Origin of the sequence: Paenibacillus sp. ACRRX, assembly GCF_022346885.1 — a bacterium.
Lineage (GTDB): Bacteria > Bacillota > Bacilli > Paenibacillales > Paenibacillaceae > Paenibacillus_B.
In genome coordinates, this window is sequence record NZ_JAKRNK010000003.1 from 1 (window position 1) to 16,099 (window position 16,099).

Sequence of the window (16,099 nt, forward strand, 5' to 3'; positions counted from 1 at the left end):
GCAAGCACCTCATCAACTCCGCTCGACTTGCATGTATTAGGCACGCCGCCAGCGTTCGTCCTGAGCCAGGATCAAACTCTCCATTAAAGTGTTTGACTTGCTCATTGTATTGCTGACGAGAAATTTAATTCTCTATTGTTTGCTTCGTCATTTGTTCAGTTTTCAAGGAACTTACTTCATCATTCGACAATCAATGTCGAACGCTTATTTACTTTACCAGAAGCATTCTGGCTTGTCAACTCTTTATTTCTTACCGCCGTTCGCCTTAGCTTATGACGTCGAATCGACAAGAAATAATGTAACATAAAAACAATGTCGAATGCAACTTTTAAAAATTTACAATTTAATAGAACTATAAATCTAAAAACCTACTAACAAGATTGAGAGTTGCCTTGCTTACAATTATCATGCAGACTACGTGCTATTCAACCCTAAGACATCGGTGTCCATTTATCAAACACAGCTCTGTTACACCTCACTTATTCACTTGCCCCGCCATAATGGTTTGCGCATTAATAGCGCTTCACGTATACTCTGGGTATATTTTACTAAGTGAGGATAACCCAAATGGCTGTAACTATTGTTGACGTAGCGCAAAAAGCAGGCGTATCACCTTCTACCGTATCCCGTGTAATATCCAATGACACTCGTATTAGCCAGAAGACGTGCCGCAAAGTTCGAAAGGTGATGGAAGAGCTCGGCTATCATCCTAATATGCTGGCCAAAAGTCTTGTTACCAAGACAACCAACAATATTGGCATCGTTCTCCCACGTCCTGCAGATGAACTGTTCCAGAATCAGTTTTTTTCCGAGATTATACGAGGCATCGTTACAAAGGCTGCTTCAAATGGCTACGATGTGCTCATGACCGCAGGTACAAATCAAATTGAAGAAGAAAAAGCGGTAGAACGTCTCGTTCAAGGAAGATACGTAGATGGTATCATTCTACTGTCATCACGACGCGATGATCAAATTATTTCTTTTTTGCGGGACAAGCAATTTCCGTTTGTGCTCGTCGGACGAAGCAATCAATACGCCGACATTATATCGGTCGATAACGATAACATAGCTGCTGCCTATGATATCACTCGCAATCTGATACAACAGGGGCACCGTAAGATTGCATTTGTAAGCGGCCCCCTCAACTTGACGGTATCCAAGGACCGGATAGATGGATATAATAAAGCATTGCTTGAGGCAGGCATTCAAATGCGACAGGAATATATGTTTGAGGGAACCTTCACCGCACAATCTTCTATAGAAGTAACAGATCAAATATTAGAGTTGGAAGATCAACCAACAGCTATTATCGCGATCGATGATCTGGTCGCCTTCAGCATTATCCGTTCTTTATGGAACAAAGGCTGGCGCGTACCGGAAAAATACAGCGTTGTCGGCTTCAATAACACGCTGCTGTCTGAAATGTGTCTGCCTCCGATCTCCAGTGTGGACATTGGGATTTATCAGATGGGGAACACAACAGCACAGGCGCTCATCCAATGTATAAAGGGAGACGGCTTTGCACAAGCACGCATCATTATGCCGCATCAGCTTATTTGGCGGGAATCTGTGCAAACACTCCACACGTAAAGTACCAGGACATCGGTCAAGGGAGAGCACATCACAATTCAGCTTACTAACACAAAAACAGCGATGAATCCGAACGTTACATACCGTTCGATTTCATCGCTGTTTATTTTTCGCAGCCGATTAGACTATGCAGCTTACAAGGCAATACTCAACTCGTGACCAGCAGAATTTTCCTGCAGTTTCACTATTAATTCACCAAGTGCCGAATCGTAAGCCCAGCCTGTTGTTTGTGCTGCAAGCTGCTCAACCTGAAGCTGCTCTCCTAACCCAGCAACTCCCGTAGGCGCAGCAGATATGCCAATCAAGCGGAAGCACAAGCTGCCCCGTTTTGGCTCATAACCGTAGTGTGTATAGTTGGCTGTGATGTTAATATTCCGCTCTGATTCTGTTACTTGAATCAACATCTTATTCCATTGGCCTTGTTCATATGCAAAAGTAAGACCATCGTCCTCATACCATTCCAGCGTAGATGACGTACCTGCGCCTTGCAGATAGACAGAAGCCGTTACGTGCTCAGCGGCAACGATCTCTTCTGCATGCTGACGGATAGGACCTTCGAGCCAGATAGCGCCCACACGCACATACATAGGCAGCTTCGCCAGCGGAGCATGAACATGAATATGCTGTTTGCCCGAGTGACGCTCGCCGCTCCAATAATCGACCCACTCCCCTTCCGGCAAGTAGACAGACCGCCATTCCGTATTCGGACGATAGATCGGAGCAATGATTACCGAGTCTCCTACTAGGAACTGGTCGCACAGGTTGTATACTTGTGGGTCGTTCGGATACTCAAGCACTAAAGGTCTCATAACCGGAAGCCCCGTCTTCGAAGCTTCATAGAACCAATGATACAGGTAAGGCATCCATTGATAACGCAATGCGATATATTGTTGACAAATTCGTTCAATCTCTTCACCAAATGACCAAGGTTCCTGGCGCAGCGTATCAATCGCACTATGATTACGCACATAAGGGAAAAATACACCCATCTGCGTCCAACGCGCCAACAGCTCACCACTCGTATGGTGTGCGAAGCCACCAATATCCGGGCCGGCAAACGGCACGCCGGACATACCCAGATTCAATACCATCGGCATCGCCATCGACATATGCTCCCAGAAGCTGCGGTTATCACCTGTCCACACTGCCGCATAACGCTGAATACCGCTGTAGCCAGCACGGGTCAGTACGAATGGCCGCTTGCCGTCGAGCAAAGCCTTTAGCCCTTCGTAGCTGGCTTGTGACATACACATACCGTACAAGTTGTGCACCTCGCCATGCGTCTTGCGATCACCTTCATTGCCGTGGATTACGTTTACGTCCATCGTTTTGGTTTCATTAAAGATTGCCGGCTCATTCATATCATTCCAGATGCCGTCAATGCCCAAATCGGTATAGAAACGCTGCTTCTCCTGCCACCATTCCCGCACGCTTGATTCCGTAAAGTCAGGGAACGCACTCTCTCCAGGCCAGACCGGACCTGTATAGATGTCTCCCTCTGCCGTCTTGCAGTAGAAGTCACCATCAACACCTTCCATATATACCCCGTACATAGGATCTTTTTTCACACCCGGATCCACAATCGGTACAATATGAAAACCTAGACTGCGCAGTTCTTCCATCATCCGCTCTGGATTTGGGAAGCGATTCTCGTCAAATGTAAATACACGATAGCCGTTCATATAATGGATGTCGAGATGGATAACATCACAAGGAATCTCCTTCTCACGGAAGTTGTGAGCCAATTCCAATACCTCTTTTTCATCCATGTAGCTATAACGGGATTGATGATACCCAAGCGCCCATTTCGGAGGCAGCGGCATCCGTCCTGTCAGATCACCGTAGCGTACAATTACTTCTTTTAACGTTGGACCTTCTATCCAATACAAATCAAATTCGCCCGTCCACGATTGGAGCATCGCCGAATTTGCATAGGTGCGCATATCGAATACCGTTTTTCCTGGGTTATCCAGGAACAGTCCATAACTCCTGCCTTGATTTAATACGGTCAAGAAAGGAATAGATTGATATAAGGCTTCCATTTCGGGCACGTGAGGTGCATATACGTCTGAATTCCACATGGTATAACGCTCGCCACGCTTGTCGAGGAAGCCTGTTTTCTCACCCAACCCGTAAATATGGTCGTCTTCCGCAAGGGTAATAAATGCCGTATAGTCTCCCACCGTTTCACGATTGCGCTGCAAGCTTACCATCTCCACAGATGGCTGCGCCTCGTTACGAATGCTGATAGCGCCTGTTAAGCGATTGACTTCAAGCATTGTGTTCCCAATTGTGACCGATACTTGCTCAGCCGTCTCCGTCCATGTAAGTGATTGAGGTGCACGGCCTTCAGAAGCAATAATTGCAGGCGTCGTGTTCCAATTAGGCTGCTGACCACGATATGTCTTAAGTCGAACGACTCCTGCATCGACCGAAGTGATAGCCAGATTAAAATGACTGCCCACAAGTAGCAGCGCCTGATTCATTTCTTGTATATGAGTAATATTCCCAAGCTGGACGCCCGTATGACTTTGCGTCTGGTGGCTTGCGTTCTCTGGATGTATAGCTGCGCTTGTATCTAGCATAATAGTCCCTCCTACTTTCAATCCAATTGAAATGCTCTCTATTTGTTGTTACTACACGATTGGAACCTATACGTCTTTTATTGTCACTAGCGTCTGTTCATGATTACCCTTTGCTTGCCCCAGCGGTTAACCCTTCTACCAAGAAGCGCTGCAAGAACAGATACAGCAAGGCGATTGGAATCGCAATTAACACAGCGCCGGCCGCAAACATCGTAAAGTTCGATGATGCATTGTTAACCATATCCCACAATCCGATGGCCAGTGTCCACTTCTCTTTCGTCCGCAGCACCAAGCGAGCAAATATAAAGTCACCCCATGCACCAGCAAATGTCATCAGTCCGATGTACGTAATCATCGGCTTGGAAAGCGGCAGCATAATTTTAATAAATACAGTCCAGTGTGTTGCACCGTCAATCCGAGCTGACTCTTCTAAGCTTTTCGGAATTGTGTCAAAGAAACCTTTGACGACAAACGCCCCCAACGGCGCCCCCGCCGAATACACTAAAATTAAAGCCAGGTGGGTATCCAGCAAGTTTAACTGCATAAGCAAGATGTAGATTGCAATCATACTCATAAAGCCAGGAAACATACCGAGCACGAGCATACCGGACATCAGGTTTTTCCGTCCATAGAACCGAAAACGTGATAAAGCATAAGCAGTCATCACCACAAGAATAACGCCAAATATCATATTAAACGTCGCAATCTTTAACGTATTTAAATACCAACGACCATATTGATATTGTTCCGATGTAAACAAACTGACATAGTGTTCAAACGTCGGATTGCTAGGTATAAGTGACTCGCTGTAAATGGACGATCCAGGTCGTATGGAAGACATCACAATCCAAATCGTCGGATAAAACACACAAATCGCGATGATAATCAGCATGAGATAACTGAAAAGTAACCGAGTACGTGAATTCTTCTTAGCCCCTACACTCATTGGATCATATCCTCCTCTCGGAACGAACGGGTACGTCTGTAGCTCCAAATCGACAACGAAGCAACGATAATAAAGATGATAATACCGATTGCAGCTGCCATATTAAACTTGTTATTGTCTAAAGTCAGCTTGTAGAGCCACGTCACGAGCAAATCCGTACTGCCCGCGTACTGGTATTCACCATTGGGCGGATTACCATTGGTCATCAGGAAAATAACGTTAAAGTTGTTGATGTTACCAGCAAATTGACCAATTAGAATCGGAGCAGTTGAATACGTAATCATGGGCATTGTGATCGCTTTGAACTTGTGCCACGCTGTCGCGCCATCCACATCTGCCGCTTCATACATATCTTTTGGTATGGTCGTTAATATACCAATAACAAGCACCATCGTTACCGGAATACCAACCCACATATTTACCATTAGTACCGTTACTTTCGCCCAGAACGGATCAGACAACCAAGGAAGCTTGCCCAAGCCGAAATAACTCAAGTATTGATTGATCGGTCCAAACTCACCATTAAACATGTTTCGCATAATAAGGAAAGACAACATTTGCGGAATCGCATACGGGATTATAAAAATTGTGCGCCACATCGTTTTAAAGCGGATACCCGATTGTTGAACTAGAAGTGCAACTAGAATCCCGCCAAAATAACAGGTCACCGTGGCTAGTATGGCCCAAATAATGGTCCACGCCAACACGCCGTAGAACGTACCGCTCCATGTGCCTAGCTGCAGCAAGTCTTTAAAGTTCTGGAAGCCTACCCAATCGACAAGCTTCGCCGGAGGGATATGTTCGGGAGCCGAGTAGTTAGTAAAAGCAAGCAAGATCATAAAAATAATAGGCATTATCGTAAAGAACAACACTGCAGCCGTCGGTAGTGCAAGGAACAAGTAGGCAAACTTTTGCTCTTTGACATACTCCAAGGTTTGCAAGAAATTGTTCGGCTTGTCACCTTTAGTTCGCATGCGTCCTACTGCATGGGCGTCTCTTACGACAAGTACATATACCCACACAAATATAAACAGAACAAGCAGCGTAATTAATCCTTTAATAATTAAATGAATGGAATGGTCGCCAGGAACCATTTTGTACAGCTTTCCAACCTTCATCATTTGCGACGGCGTTTCACCCAATGTGTAAATTCCCCATACCGCTCGCGGCAAATAATTAATTAAATAAATTAAACCTACAGCTTCTAACAGCATCAACAGGATGCCTTTTATATATTGACGATTAAATAGTTGCCCAAGACCCCAAAATACACCGGAAAGCACTGCAGCTTTGGCGGCAGTATTGGACTTAGTCTCCTTTGGCGACGGCTGAGGTTGGCGGCTGATTGTCGCTGCGTTACTCGCTGAAGCTGATTGTCTAGTGGCCATGAGGTTCTCCCCTCTCTCGCTAACCTAAAGATCATGTTCGCATTTGTATAACCGTAACTATCCAATGAAACGACCCGGGCGAGCGTTGATCACTCCCCCGGGCCCCCTCTCTATCTCTTTTACTTCACAGCATCTTTAATTTGTTGTACGGCATTATCAAGTGCCGCTTTCGGGTCTTTACCTTTATTAAGCACATCTGCCAAGCCAGCGGCCATCGGACTCCACACACTTCCCATTTCTGGGATTGCAGGCATTGGATAAGAGTTCTTGAACTGCTCCAGTACAGCTACTGTAAACGGATCGCCCGCTACTTTGCTGTCTGCTGCCGCTTCCTTATTAGAAGGAACGACACCCGTCATTTCGTAGTTTTTCAACTGTGCATCTTTTGTTGAAGCAAATTCAGCAAACAGCTTTGCAGCGTTAGGATATTTCGAGTAAGAGTTCACATACCAAGCTTTAACGCCAGAGAATGTCTTGGACGGTTGACCTTCAATGCCAGGGATCGGTGCTGCACCCAGATTAATGCCAGATGCTTTCAGGTCGGGGATAGCCCAAGGACCATCAATATTCAAAGCCAATTGTCCGCTGGTAAAGAGACCTTTCTTGACGTCACCCGTTACATCGGAAGTCGTCAGTGGAAGCACTTGCTTGGCGAATTGCTGCAAGAACGATGCTCCTTTAATGGCACCTTCATTGTTTAAGCCAATATCGGCTTTGTCACTGCCGTTGTTGCCAAATACGTACCCACCAGTGGATGCAAGGAACATGTAATCGTAGTAGAAGTTACCGATCTCCCACATGTACGTATACTTTTTGTTTTTCACGTCGTTCATCTTCTTGGACAATTCGACGACTTCTTCCATTGTCTTAGGCGCTTCTGGAACCAGATCCTTGTTGTAGAACATGATTAGCGTCTCTACAGAACGCGGGTAGCCATACAGTATACTGTCGAAAGAAGCTGCGTTAACCGCTAGTTCGGAGTTCTCTGCACGCGTCTTCTGTTCGTGGAAATCATTTGGTAAAATCAATCCGGCTGTTACCGCTTTGCCCAAATTGTCGTGCGGAAACACGACAACATCTGCTGCAATGCCGGCTGGACCGTCATTTATCAGCTTGTTCACTTGGTCAGGTGCGGCTACTTCTTCGTATTTAACTGGGACGTTGTATTTAGCTGTGAACTCCTTCGCAATTGCCTCTATGAAAGGACGAGCCTCTTTACTTTCCCATACGATCAGATTTGCACCATCCTCAGGTTTCAATTCTTCATTTCCAGCTGATGTATTGTCTGTTGTTTCTGTAGAGGTGCCCGTATCCGCCGGAGTGGAATTGCTTCCGCTAGATGTACATGCCGTAATTGTGAATACCATCATGACTGACAACAGCATTGCTACCCATTTCTTCATCTTCTTTACTGCCCCTTTCGATTCTGGTTCATGGTGTGGAACAAAGCGCGCAAAGGTAAAAATAATGACAGACGTGATTTATATCTCATTAATTTATGCAAACCTTTGCACAAATAACTAAAAAAATAATTCCTTGCTATTACTTATGTTGTAAGCGGTTACGCCTAAACCGAATTATACACAGTGCCATATTGTTTGTAAACCGTTTGCACAAAAATATTTTATCCTCTATACTTTGACACATAATCGGAATAGTTCTAGTTAAGCGAGGTATTATTTATGGCAGTAACGATTGTAAATGTAGCCGAACAAGCCGGCGTATCCCCTTCGACTGTGTCGCGGGTCATTTCGAATGATTCGCGGATCAGCCTGAAAACAAGTCGCAAAGTACGCAAGGTGATGGATGAACTCGGCTATCACCCGAATATGTTGGCCAAAAGCCTGGTAACGAACACGACACACAATATCGGAATCGTGCTTCCTCGCCCTGCAGATGAATTGTTACAGAATCAGTTTTTCTCGGAAATTATACGCGGCATGGTGGCCAAAGCAGCCTCCATTCATTACGATATTCTGATGACAACGGGATCCAATGCGGAAGAAGAGGTCAAGGCGGTAGAGCGATTAGTGCGTGGTCGTAACGTTGACGGTATTATTTTGCTGGACTCGCATAAGGATGATGTCAATATCTCCTTTCTTCGCGAGAAAAAGTTTCCGTTTGTGCTCGTGGGACGCAGTGAGGACTTTAGTGACATAACCTCCGTCGATAACGACAACATTGCAGCATCACAAGCGATCACACGGCACCTCATAAACCTTGGGCACCGTCGAATCGCCTTTGTGAGCGGTCCATTTGATTTGACCGTATCCAAGGACCGACTGGATGGATTCAGCAAGGCGCTGTTGGAAGCTGGCATACCGTTTGATCGTGGTTATGTATATGAGGGCGCATTCACACCAGAATCGGCCGCCAAGATCACCGAGCAAATTTTATCGTTAGCAGAACGTCCAACCGCTATTATCGCAACTGATGACGTGATGGCATTTAGCATTATCCGCACCTTGTGGAACAACGGTTTGCGTGTTCCTGAAGAATGCAGCGTAGTAGGATTTAACAACACCCTGTTGGCTCAGATGTGTCTGCCGCAAATCTCAAGCGTTGACATTGGCACCTACCAGATGGGTCAATCGGCCGTGCAAGCCCTTGTGCAGCGTATTAAGGGAGAAGGCTTCGAGCAAGCCCGTATCATTATTCCCCATCAGCTCATATGGCGCGATTCGGTTCAGGCACCCGTCGAAATATTAGAATCAGCATTGCTGAATAAATAATAGTTGTTTGAGAGTACTGCAGCCGCTAGAGGTATTTGTATCTCACCGCTGTCCGCTTGATAAATGAAATGATCTGTACCTGCTATGCATGTCCACCACTGCACTAAGGAGCGTGATCCATTTGTTCAAGTCCAAACCAATTGTTCGGTTTCTGCTTACAACGCTAGCTATCACAACGATGCTGTTTGCTTCCAGCTGCCAATCCTCCTCCAATACATCAACGTCAGCAGCCAGCAAGTCAACCGCACCGTCTCCACAAGTAGAAGCAACATTATCCGACGTCAACAAAACGTTACAGTTAACCGACGCCCTCACCCCGATGGGCCCTAGCAGCGGTGTCTATTATGAAATATTTGTCCGTTCGTTCTATGACACCAATAAAGACGGAATCGGGGATCTAAATGGCATTACTGCCAAGCTGGATTACTTGCAAGACCTTGGTGTTAAGCATCTGTGGCTGATGCCGATTAATCCTTCTCCTTCCTATCACGGCTACGATGTTACCGATTATTACAGCATTAACCCTGACTACGGCACGATGGAGGACTTCAAGCGGCTGCTAACAGAAGTCCACAAACGCGATATGTCACTTGTGATGGACTTGGTCGTGAACCATACGAGTAGCGAGCACCCCTGGTTCACCCAATCGATGAAAGGGATAGATCATCCAAAACGAAATTGGTATATGTGGGCGGAGGATTTGAAGCTGGATCCCGCTACCAGAGGTGCCTGGGGGCAGCAAGCTTGGCACCAGAAAAATGGACAGCACTACCTCGGCATCTTCTGGGAAGGTATGCCTGATCTGCATATGGATAACCCCGATGTCCGGGCCGAGATTAAAAAAGCCGCGCAATTCTGGCTTAAGCTTGGCGTAGATGGATTCCGGTTAGATGCCGCCAAGCATGTATACGAAGACTTTCAGAATACAAGTCAGGACCCTGCTGTTGTAAAAAGTAATCAACTATGGTGGCAGGAATTCCGAAAAGCCGTCAATGAGGTCCAACCAGATACCTATCTGGTCGGTGAAGTGTGGGACTCCCCGGCTGTTATTGGTCCGTATCTGAATGAAGCACTGAACTCTGCATTTAACTTTGATCTGTCTAAGCGACTGATCTCGATGGTAGCAGATGAGAAGGACGCAGATGTCGGCGCGATGTTGAGCCGAATTTATACGTACTACAGCAAACAGTCCAACGGTCAATTCGTCGATGCGCCCTTCCTGTCCAACCATGACGGAAACCGCGTCATGAGTGAATTGGGCAGCAACGTGAACCACGCCAAGATGGCAGCTTCCGTGCTGCTTACGCTGCCTGGCAATCCGTTTATTTATTACGGTGAAGAAATCGGAATGCTTGGCATGAAACCAGATGAGCGGCTGCGGGAGCCAATGCAGTGGTCTATGGATGCCAAGGCTGACGGCATGACTTCGTGGGAGCCTGCCGCTTCGAATGAGAAGACGGTATCTGCTGAACAGCAAATGCAGGATCCTCTGTCATTATGGCATCACTACAAGAAGCTAATCACATACCGTAATTCCGACAAAGCTTTGCAGAACGGGGGCATCCAGTCCTATACATCTGGTCAGGACAAAGTAGCTGGATATATCCGGGCAACTAAAGACGAAGTGCGGCTCGTACTGCACAATTTATCTAGCACTAAGCAGGAGGTAAAGCTGCAATCAGGTGCTGCCGATACGATGAAGTCGTTGGTATTTTCCAGCATAGATGGGGCAGTCCTGGCTAATGGTACTTGCACGATACCGCCTTACAGTACAGTAGTGCTGGGACCATGAATTCGTCAGGGCATCAGGCCGTTAGATACTTAGTTATTTAGCTGTTTCGTTGTTTGGCTATTTGTTTGTTTAGTTATTTCGTTATTTCGTTGTTTCGTTATTTCAGTTTTTAGTTCCTGAGTTGTTTATGACTTCATTCGTAAGATCAGAAGATTCAGCAATCCACTTTCCCACATTAAAGGAGATATCACATCATGCTGTTAGAAGCTATCTACCATCGCCCCAAGCAGAACTGGGCCTATGCCTATGATCGCAAAACCATTCATGTACGCATTCGCACTAAGAAAAACGATGTTAGCCGTGTGACGGTATACTACGGTGACAAGTTTGACTGCTGGGAGGGGCTGGAGAAGACAACGACTATATCCATGACGCGACTATACCAAGATGAGTTATTTGACTATTGGCAGGCAGAAACTGTTCCCACCTTCCGTCGACTCGCGTACGTATTTAAGCTGGAGTCTTCGACCGAGGAAGTGTGGATGACGGAACGTGGTTTTCAAAAGGATACGCCTACACCAACTAAAAGTTGGTTCGAGTATCCGTTTCTGAACCCCGTAGATGTATTTACCCCTCCTGCCTGGGTGAAGGATGCTGTTTTTTATCAGATCTTCCCGGAGCGCTTTGCAAACGGTGATACACACAACGACCCTGAAGGCGTACTGCCTTGGGGAGGCGAACCGACACCGGACAATTATTTTGGAGGGGACCTGCAAGGGGTAATGGACCACCTTGACCATCTGGCGAAGCTGGGTATTACGGCTATTTATTTTACGCCAATATTTGAAGCAACGACCAATCACAAATACGACACAAAAGATTACATGAAAGTGGATTCACACTTTGGGTCTAACGAAAAGCTCAAGGAACTGGTAGCTGCCTGCCATCGCAAGGGCATTCGGGTGCTGCTGGATGCTGTGTTTAACCATTGCGGTTATACTTTTGAGCCTTACGTCGACGTGTTGGAGAAAGGCGAAGAATCCATCTACAAAGATTGGTTCCATGTCCGCCAGTTCCCGCTAACGGTCATTGACGGCATTCCAACCTTTGATACGTTTGCTTTTACACCAATGATGCCAAAATTAAATACTGAAAATCCAGCGGTTAAGCAATATTTGCTTGAAGTAGCCCGGTACTGGATTGAAGAAGTCGGCATTGACGGCTGGCGCCTCGACGTCGCCAATGAAGTCGATCATCAATTCTGGCGGGAATTCCGACAGACAGTAAAAGCCGTTAATCCAGAAGCGTACATTCTCGGTGAGATGTTCCACGAAGGCATGATGTGGCTGCAGGGGGATCAGTTTGATGCGGTCATGAATTATCCGTTCACGTATGCCATGCACGATTTCTTTGCAGAGGGCAAGATCGACGGCATACAATTCGCGCAGGCAATCGAACATCAATTGGCCAGTTATCCGCAGCAGGCGAATGAAGTGATGTTTAACCTGCTCGACAGCCACGACACAGCACGATTACTGACTTTATGCGGCGGGGATAAGCGCAAGTTGAAGCTGGCTTCTTTGTTCCAGCTGACCTTCCTGGGGACACCGTGTATCTACTACGGAGACGAGATCGGACTGGACGGAGGCAACGACCCTGACTGCCGCAAATGTATGGAGTGGGATGAATCGAAGCAGGATCTAGAACTGCTGCAGCATTATCAGGACACGATAGCATTTAGACACAAATTTACAGCGCTTCGAACCGGCAGCTTCCGCTTCTTGTATGCAAAGGAAAATGATCGGGTCATCGCATATGAGCGTGCTGACGAACTTAGTCATTTTATAGTGCTGCTCAATAACAGTTCCCGTCGTCGGACGATTCGACTGTCGTTACCTCAAGGTGAATGGCACAATGAAGTTTCGGGAGAGACTGTTGTGGTTCAAAGCAGCAAGGTTTCCATCTCGCTTGAAGCGATGAGCGCCCTTATTTTACGTCGTGAATAAAATTCATTAGTTTTTCACCCAGCCTATACACAAGGTCATTAAAGTAGTTATGTCACCATACTCTAATATATCCCTCATACGTGCTAATGCGTGCTTAGCAGCCTGAAAGGTAAAACGATGAGAACGATATAACAAAGGAGTGATATGATGTATAACTTCTACGAGGACGGCCTACTAGGGTTAGGCTGGGGTCTATTTTCCATCCTTCTTTATTTGGTATTTTACCTGATCGGAACAGTGCCTTATTATGTACTTGGCAATAAAGCCGGGTACGACAAGTCTTGGTTTGCCTTTATTCCCATTTTAAATATCGTGCTTGTAATCCGGGTGGCGCAGGAGAGCTTGTGGTTCCTCCTACTCCTCATTATCCCGTTTGTTAATATTGTGGCTAGTATTTATTTGATGTACAAATTTATAAAAGCGTTCGGCCGGAGCGGACTTGAAATCATTCTGCTTATTATTCCAGTTGTTAATCTGGTATACCTTTACTATTTGGCCTTTAGCAACAATGTACGGTATGTCCTATATCTACGTTAACATCAAGGTGTATCACCTGTTAACTTATAGCGGCTGGCTACGCTTAAGCCAGGTTTGGGATGGAGCACGAATATCGTCCCTACTGCAAACCTTCTAGGTTCGATAGCAGATGGCGGCGTACCAAGTCTGGTCGGATTTTATAGTAGAGTTAAACGTAACACGAGCAGCCCCCACTCCACTCGGAATGGGGGCTGTTAGCGCTGCAACTTTTTATTCAGGATAAGATCGTTCTCCTTGGTCAGCGAAGAGAGGATACAGTGAATTGCTACTCACCTGCACTCGAAAGGCCTTACTTCAAATTGACATGGTTATCTTATGACATTTAGAAGTATTGGTTAGTCCGGCTGTCCACAGCTATACCGAGTTGAGCCATATCATACTGTATTTATCCCTCGCCCAACGCCTCATTTAGCAGACGAACAAACTCATCTTCATCCGTAATCGTCTGAATGCCAAGCTGCTCTGCCTTAGCCAGCTTGCTGCCGGCCTTTTCGCCAGCGATCACAAGATCTGTCTTCTTGGACACACTTCCTGTTACCTTCGCGCCGCAAGCTTCCAGCTTAGCAGTGGCATCATCGCGCGTCAGTTGGTGCAGCGTCCCTGTAAGAACTACCGTTTTGCCAAAGAAGACAGAATCCGTACTCACTGGTGCCTTTGGCTCCTCGCTCTGTGGCGCAACGCCTAGTGCAAGCATCTTCTCCACACTCGCCCGATTCAATGGATCGGCAAAGTAACCTACGATGCTGTCTGCTACAATCGCGCCAACATCCTGCATCCCCATCAGTTCTTCTGCTGTAGCGCTTATGACACCTTCCAAACTAAGATAATGCTCAGCGAGCGCACGTGTCGTTGTCTTACCTGTGTTCGGAATGCCCAGCGCAAACAAGAAGGAGGACAACTCCCGCGTCTTACTGGTCTCCAGCGATTGCAGTAAATTGTTCGCTTTCTTCTCACCAAAGCGGTTTAATGCTACAAGCTGCTCGAAAGTGAGCGCGTACAGATCAGCCGGATCACGCACCTCGACTTCGTCGTACAACTGCTCTGCTGTCATCACGCTGAACGTCTCGATATCCATCGCGTCGCGAGATGCAAAGTGAGCCAATCTTGCTACGATCTGCGGTTTGCAGCCAAGTCTATTGTTGCAGAACAAATGTGCTCCGCGCATTTCCAATTCTGAGCCGCAGGAAGGGCATTGTGTTGGACATACAATTTCTTGACCATCCTGTTCTTCAGTTACCTTGCCCAATATCTCAGGGATCACATCATTGGAACGGCGTATAAATACACGTGAACCCAGAGCAAACTTTAGATTCTTACGTTCGATGTCCCCGATATTGTTCAGTGTACAATTTTGAACCGTAACCCCTGCCAGCTCTACTGCTTCAACACGGGCGACTGGCGTAATTTTCCCCGTCCGACCGACTTCCCAACTGACGCTCTCCAAAACAGTCGTTGTCTCTTCTGCTTCAAACTTAAAGGCTACTGCCCAACGCGGGAACTTGTCGGTGTACCCCAACACTTCACGGGTCCGCATGTCTGTCAGCTTTACAACAGCTCCGTCAATCAAATAGTCCAATGAAGCCCGTTGCTCTTGAACACGCTGCAATTCTGCTTTGACCTCGTCAATCGTACTGTAGTAAGTCACATATGGATTAACTTTGAACTCGTTGTCGCGCAGAAATTGCATCATCTCTTGATGGGTGTCAAACGCCAGTTCATCCGTATAACCAACGTTATAGAAAAAAGCGTTAAGCTTCCGGGTCGCCGTCACTTTTGGGTTTAGATTGCGCAGGGCGCCTGCTGCAGCGTTGCGTGCATTTTTAAGTGGTTCGGCAGCCGTCTGGTTATAGGCCTCCAGCACGGATAGATTCATAATTCCTTCGCCTTGAATCTCAAGTGTGCCAGTCGTATACGGGATTGTGAGCGGTACAGAGCGAATCGTCCTCACCTGCGGAAGAATAGACTCTCCTATCGAACCGTTGCCGCGTGTTGCCGCTTGCACGAGTTCACCTTTGCTATATGTCAGATTTAATGTAAGGCCATCAAACTTCAGCTCCACGACAAAATTCGGGTCTGGCAGTGGTTCAGCGTTAGGATTCTTAGTATTATAATCTGCAATTAGCTTAATGACACGCTGGTACCAAGCTTGCAGATCCTCTTCATTCTGTGCTTTGTCTAGGCTCCACAGGCGCGCAAGATGTCGATGCGGATCAAACCCGTTCAGCAGTTCGCCGCCAACCCGCTGCGTGGGTGAGTTAGGCAGCACAACACTTGTCTGCTGCTCCAGCGCTACAAGCTCATCATAGAGCACATCGTACTCCTTGTCGCTTGCAATGGGATTGTCGAGCGTGTAGTAATGGTAGTTGTACCGGTTCAGCTCGGTTATAAGCTCCTGAATGCGGGCTTGTTGTTCAGCGGAGGCTGCTTGGCTAGTCATGTATGGGCACGCCCCTTTCCTAATGATTAAGTCTATTTGAGTTATCAGTGGTTCTGTAGGCCTGTGTTAAGCAGATCAGCAGAGCATCCTATCCTATTCCTGTATTTAGACCCTGCCTTTATATGTAACACGCCCGCACATGGCCT

At 46.7% G+C, this 16,099-nt stretch carries 10 protein-coding genes and 1 rRNA gene; 5 read left to right on the forward strand and 6 right to left on the reverse strand.

What is annotated here, in order from left to right; all coding sequences use genetic code 11:
• A 16S ribosomal RNA gene (locus tag MH117_RS10850) occupies window positions 1–87 on the reverse strand; the annotation flags it as partial.
• A gap of 480 nt (window positions 88–567) precedes the next feature.
• Here MH117_RS10850 and MH117_RS10855 point away from each other — a divergent pair.
• Window positions 568–1,590, forward strand: coding sequence for a LacI family DNA-binding transcriptional regulator (locus tag MH117_RS10855; protein WP_239328729.1), 1,023 nt, complete (start codon window positions 568–570; stop codon window positions 1,588–1,590).
• A gap of 134 nt (window positions 1,591–1,724) precedes the next feature.
• On the opposite strand, the gene MH117_RS10860 is transcribed toward MH117_RS10855, so the two are convergent.
• The 4 genes from MH117_RS10860 to MH117_RS10875 form a co-directional block, all read right to left on the reverse strand.
• Window positions 1,725–4,175, reverse strand: coding sequence for a glycoside hydrolase family 31 protein (locus MH117_RS10860; protein WP_239328730.1), 2,451 nt, complete (start codon window positions 4,173–4,175; stop codon window positions 1,725–1,727).
• Between the two features lie 103 nt (window positions 4,176–4,278).
• Window positions 4,279–5,121, reverse strand: a complete 843-nt coding sequence (locus MH117_RS10865; RefSeq protein WP_239328731.1) for a sugar ABC transporter permease — start codon at window positions 5,119–5,121, stop codon at window positions 4,279–4,281.
• Window positions 5,118–6,509, reverse strand: coding sequence for a carbohydrate ABC transporter permease (locus MH117_RS10870; protein ID WP_239328732.1), 1,392 nt, complete (start codon window positions 6,507–6,509; stop codon window positions 5,118–5,120). Before MH117_RS10870 ends, MH117_RS10865 begins: the two co-directional genes overlap by 4 nt.
• A gap of 119 nt (window positions 6,510–6,628) precedes the next feature.
• A complete protein-coding gene (locus MH117_RS10875; protein WP_239328733.1) occupies window positions 6,629–7,912 on the reverse strand; it encodes a sugar ABC transporter substrate-binding protein in 1,284 nt (427 codons plus the stop codon).
• 279 nt (window positions 7,913–8,191) lie between these two features.
• Here MH117_RS10875 and MH117_RS10880 point away from each other — a divergent pair, with 279 nt between their 5' ends.
• The 4 genes from MH117_RS10880 to MH117_RS10895 all read left to right on the forward strand — a co-directional run bounded on the left by MH117_RS10880 (window position 8,192) and on the right by MH117_RS10895 (window position 13,516).
• Window positions 8,192–9,241, forward strand: a complete 1,050-nt coding sequence (locus MH117_RS10880; RefSeq protein ID WP_239328734.1) for a LacI family DNA-binding transcriptional regulator — start codon at window positions 8,192–8,194, stop codon at window positions 9,239–9,241.
• A gap of 112 nt (window positions 9,242–9,353) precedes the next feature.
• A complete protein-coding gene (locus MH117_RS10885) occupies window positions 9,354–11,033 on the forward strand; it encodes an alpha-amylase family glycosyl hydrolase (RefSeq protein ID WP_481857266.1) in 1,680 nt (559 codons plus the stop codon).
• 194 nt (window positions 11,034–11,227) lie between these two features.
• The gene (locus tag MH117_RS10890) at window positions 11,228–12,979 is read left to right on the forward strand and encodes an alpha-glycosidase (protein ID WP_239328736.1); all 1,752 of its coding nucleotides are present in this window, start codon (window positions 11,228–11,230) and stop codon (window positions 12,977–12,979) included.
• 147 nt (window positions 12,980–13,126) lie between these two features.
• Complete coding sequence (locus MH117_RS10895) at window positions 13,127–13,516, forward strand: DUF5684 domain-containing protein (protein WP_239328737.1); 390 nt, start codon at window positions 13,127–13,129, stop codon at window positions 13,514–13,516.
• Window positions 13,517–13,901: 385 nt separating this feature from the next.
• Here the strand turns inward: MH117_RS10895 and ligA are convergent, their stop codons facing one another.
• Window positions 13,902–15,953: an NAD-dependent DNA ligase LigA gene (gene ligA, locus MH117_RS10900; RefSeq protein ID WP_239328738.1), complete on the reverse strand. Its 2,052-nt coding sequence runs from the start codon at window positions 15,951–15,953 to the stop codon at window positions 13,902–13,904.
• Window positions 15,954–16,099 lie beyond the last annotated feature (146 nt).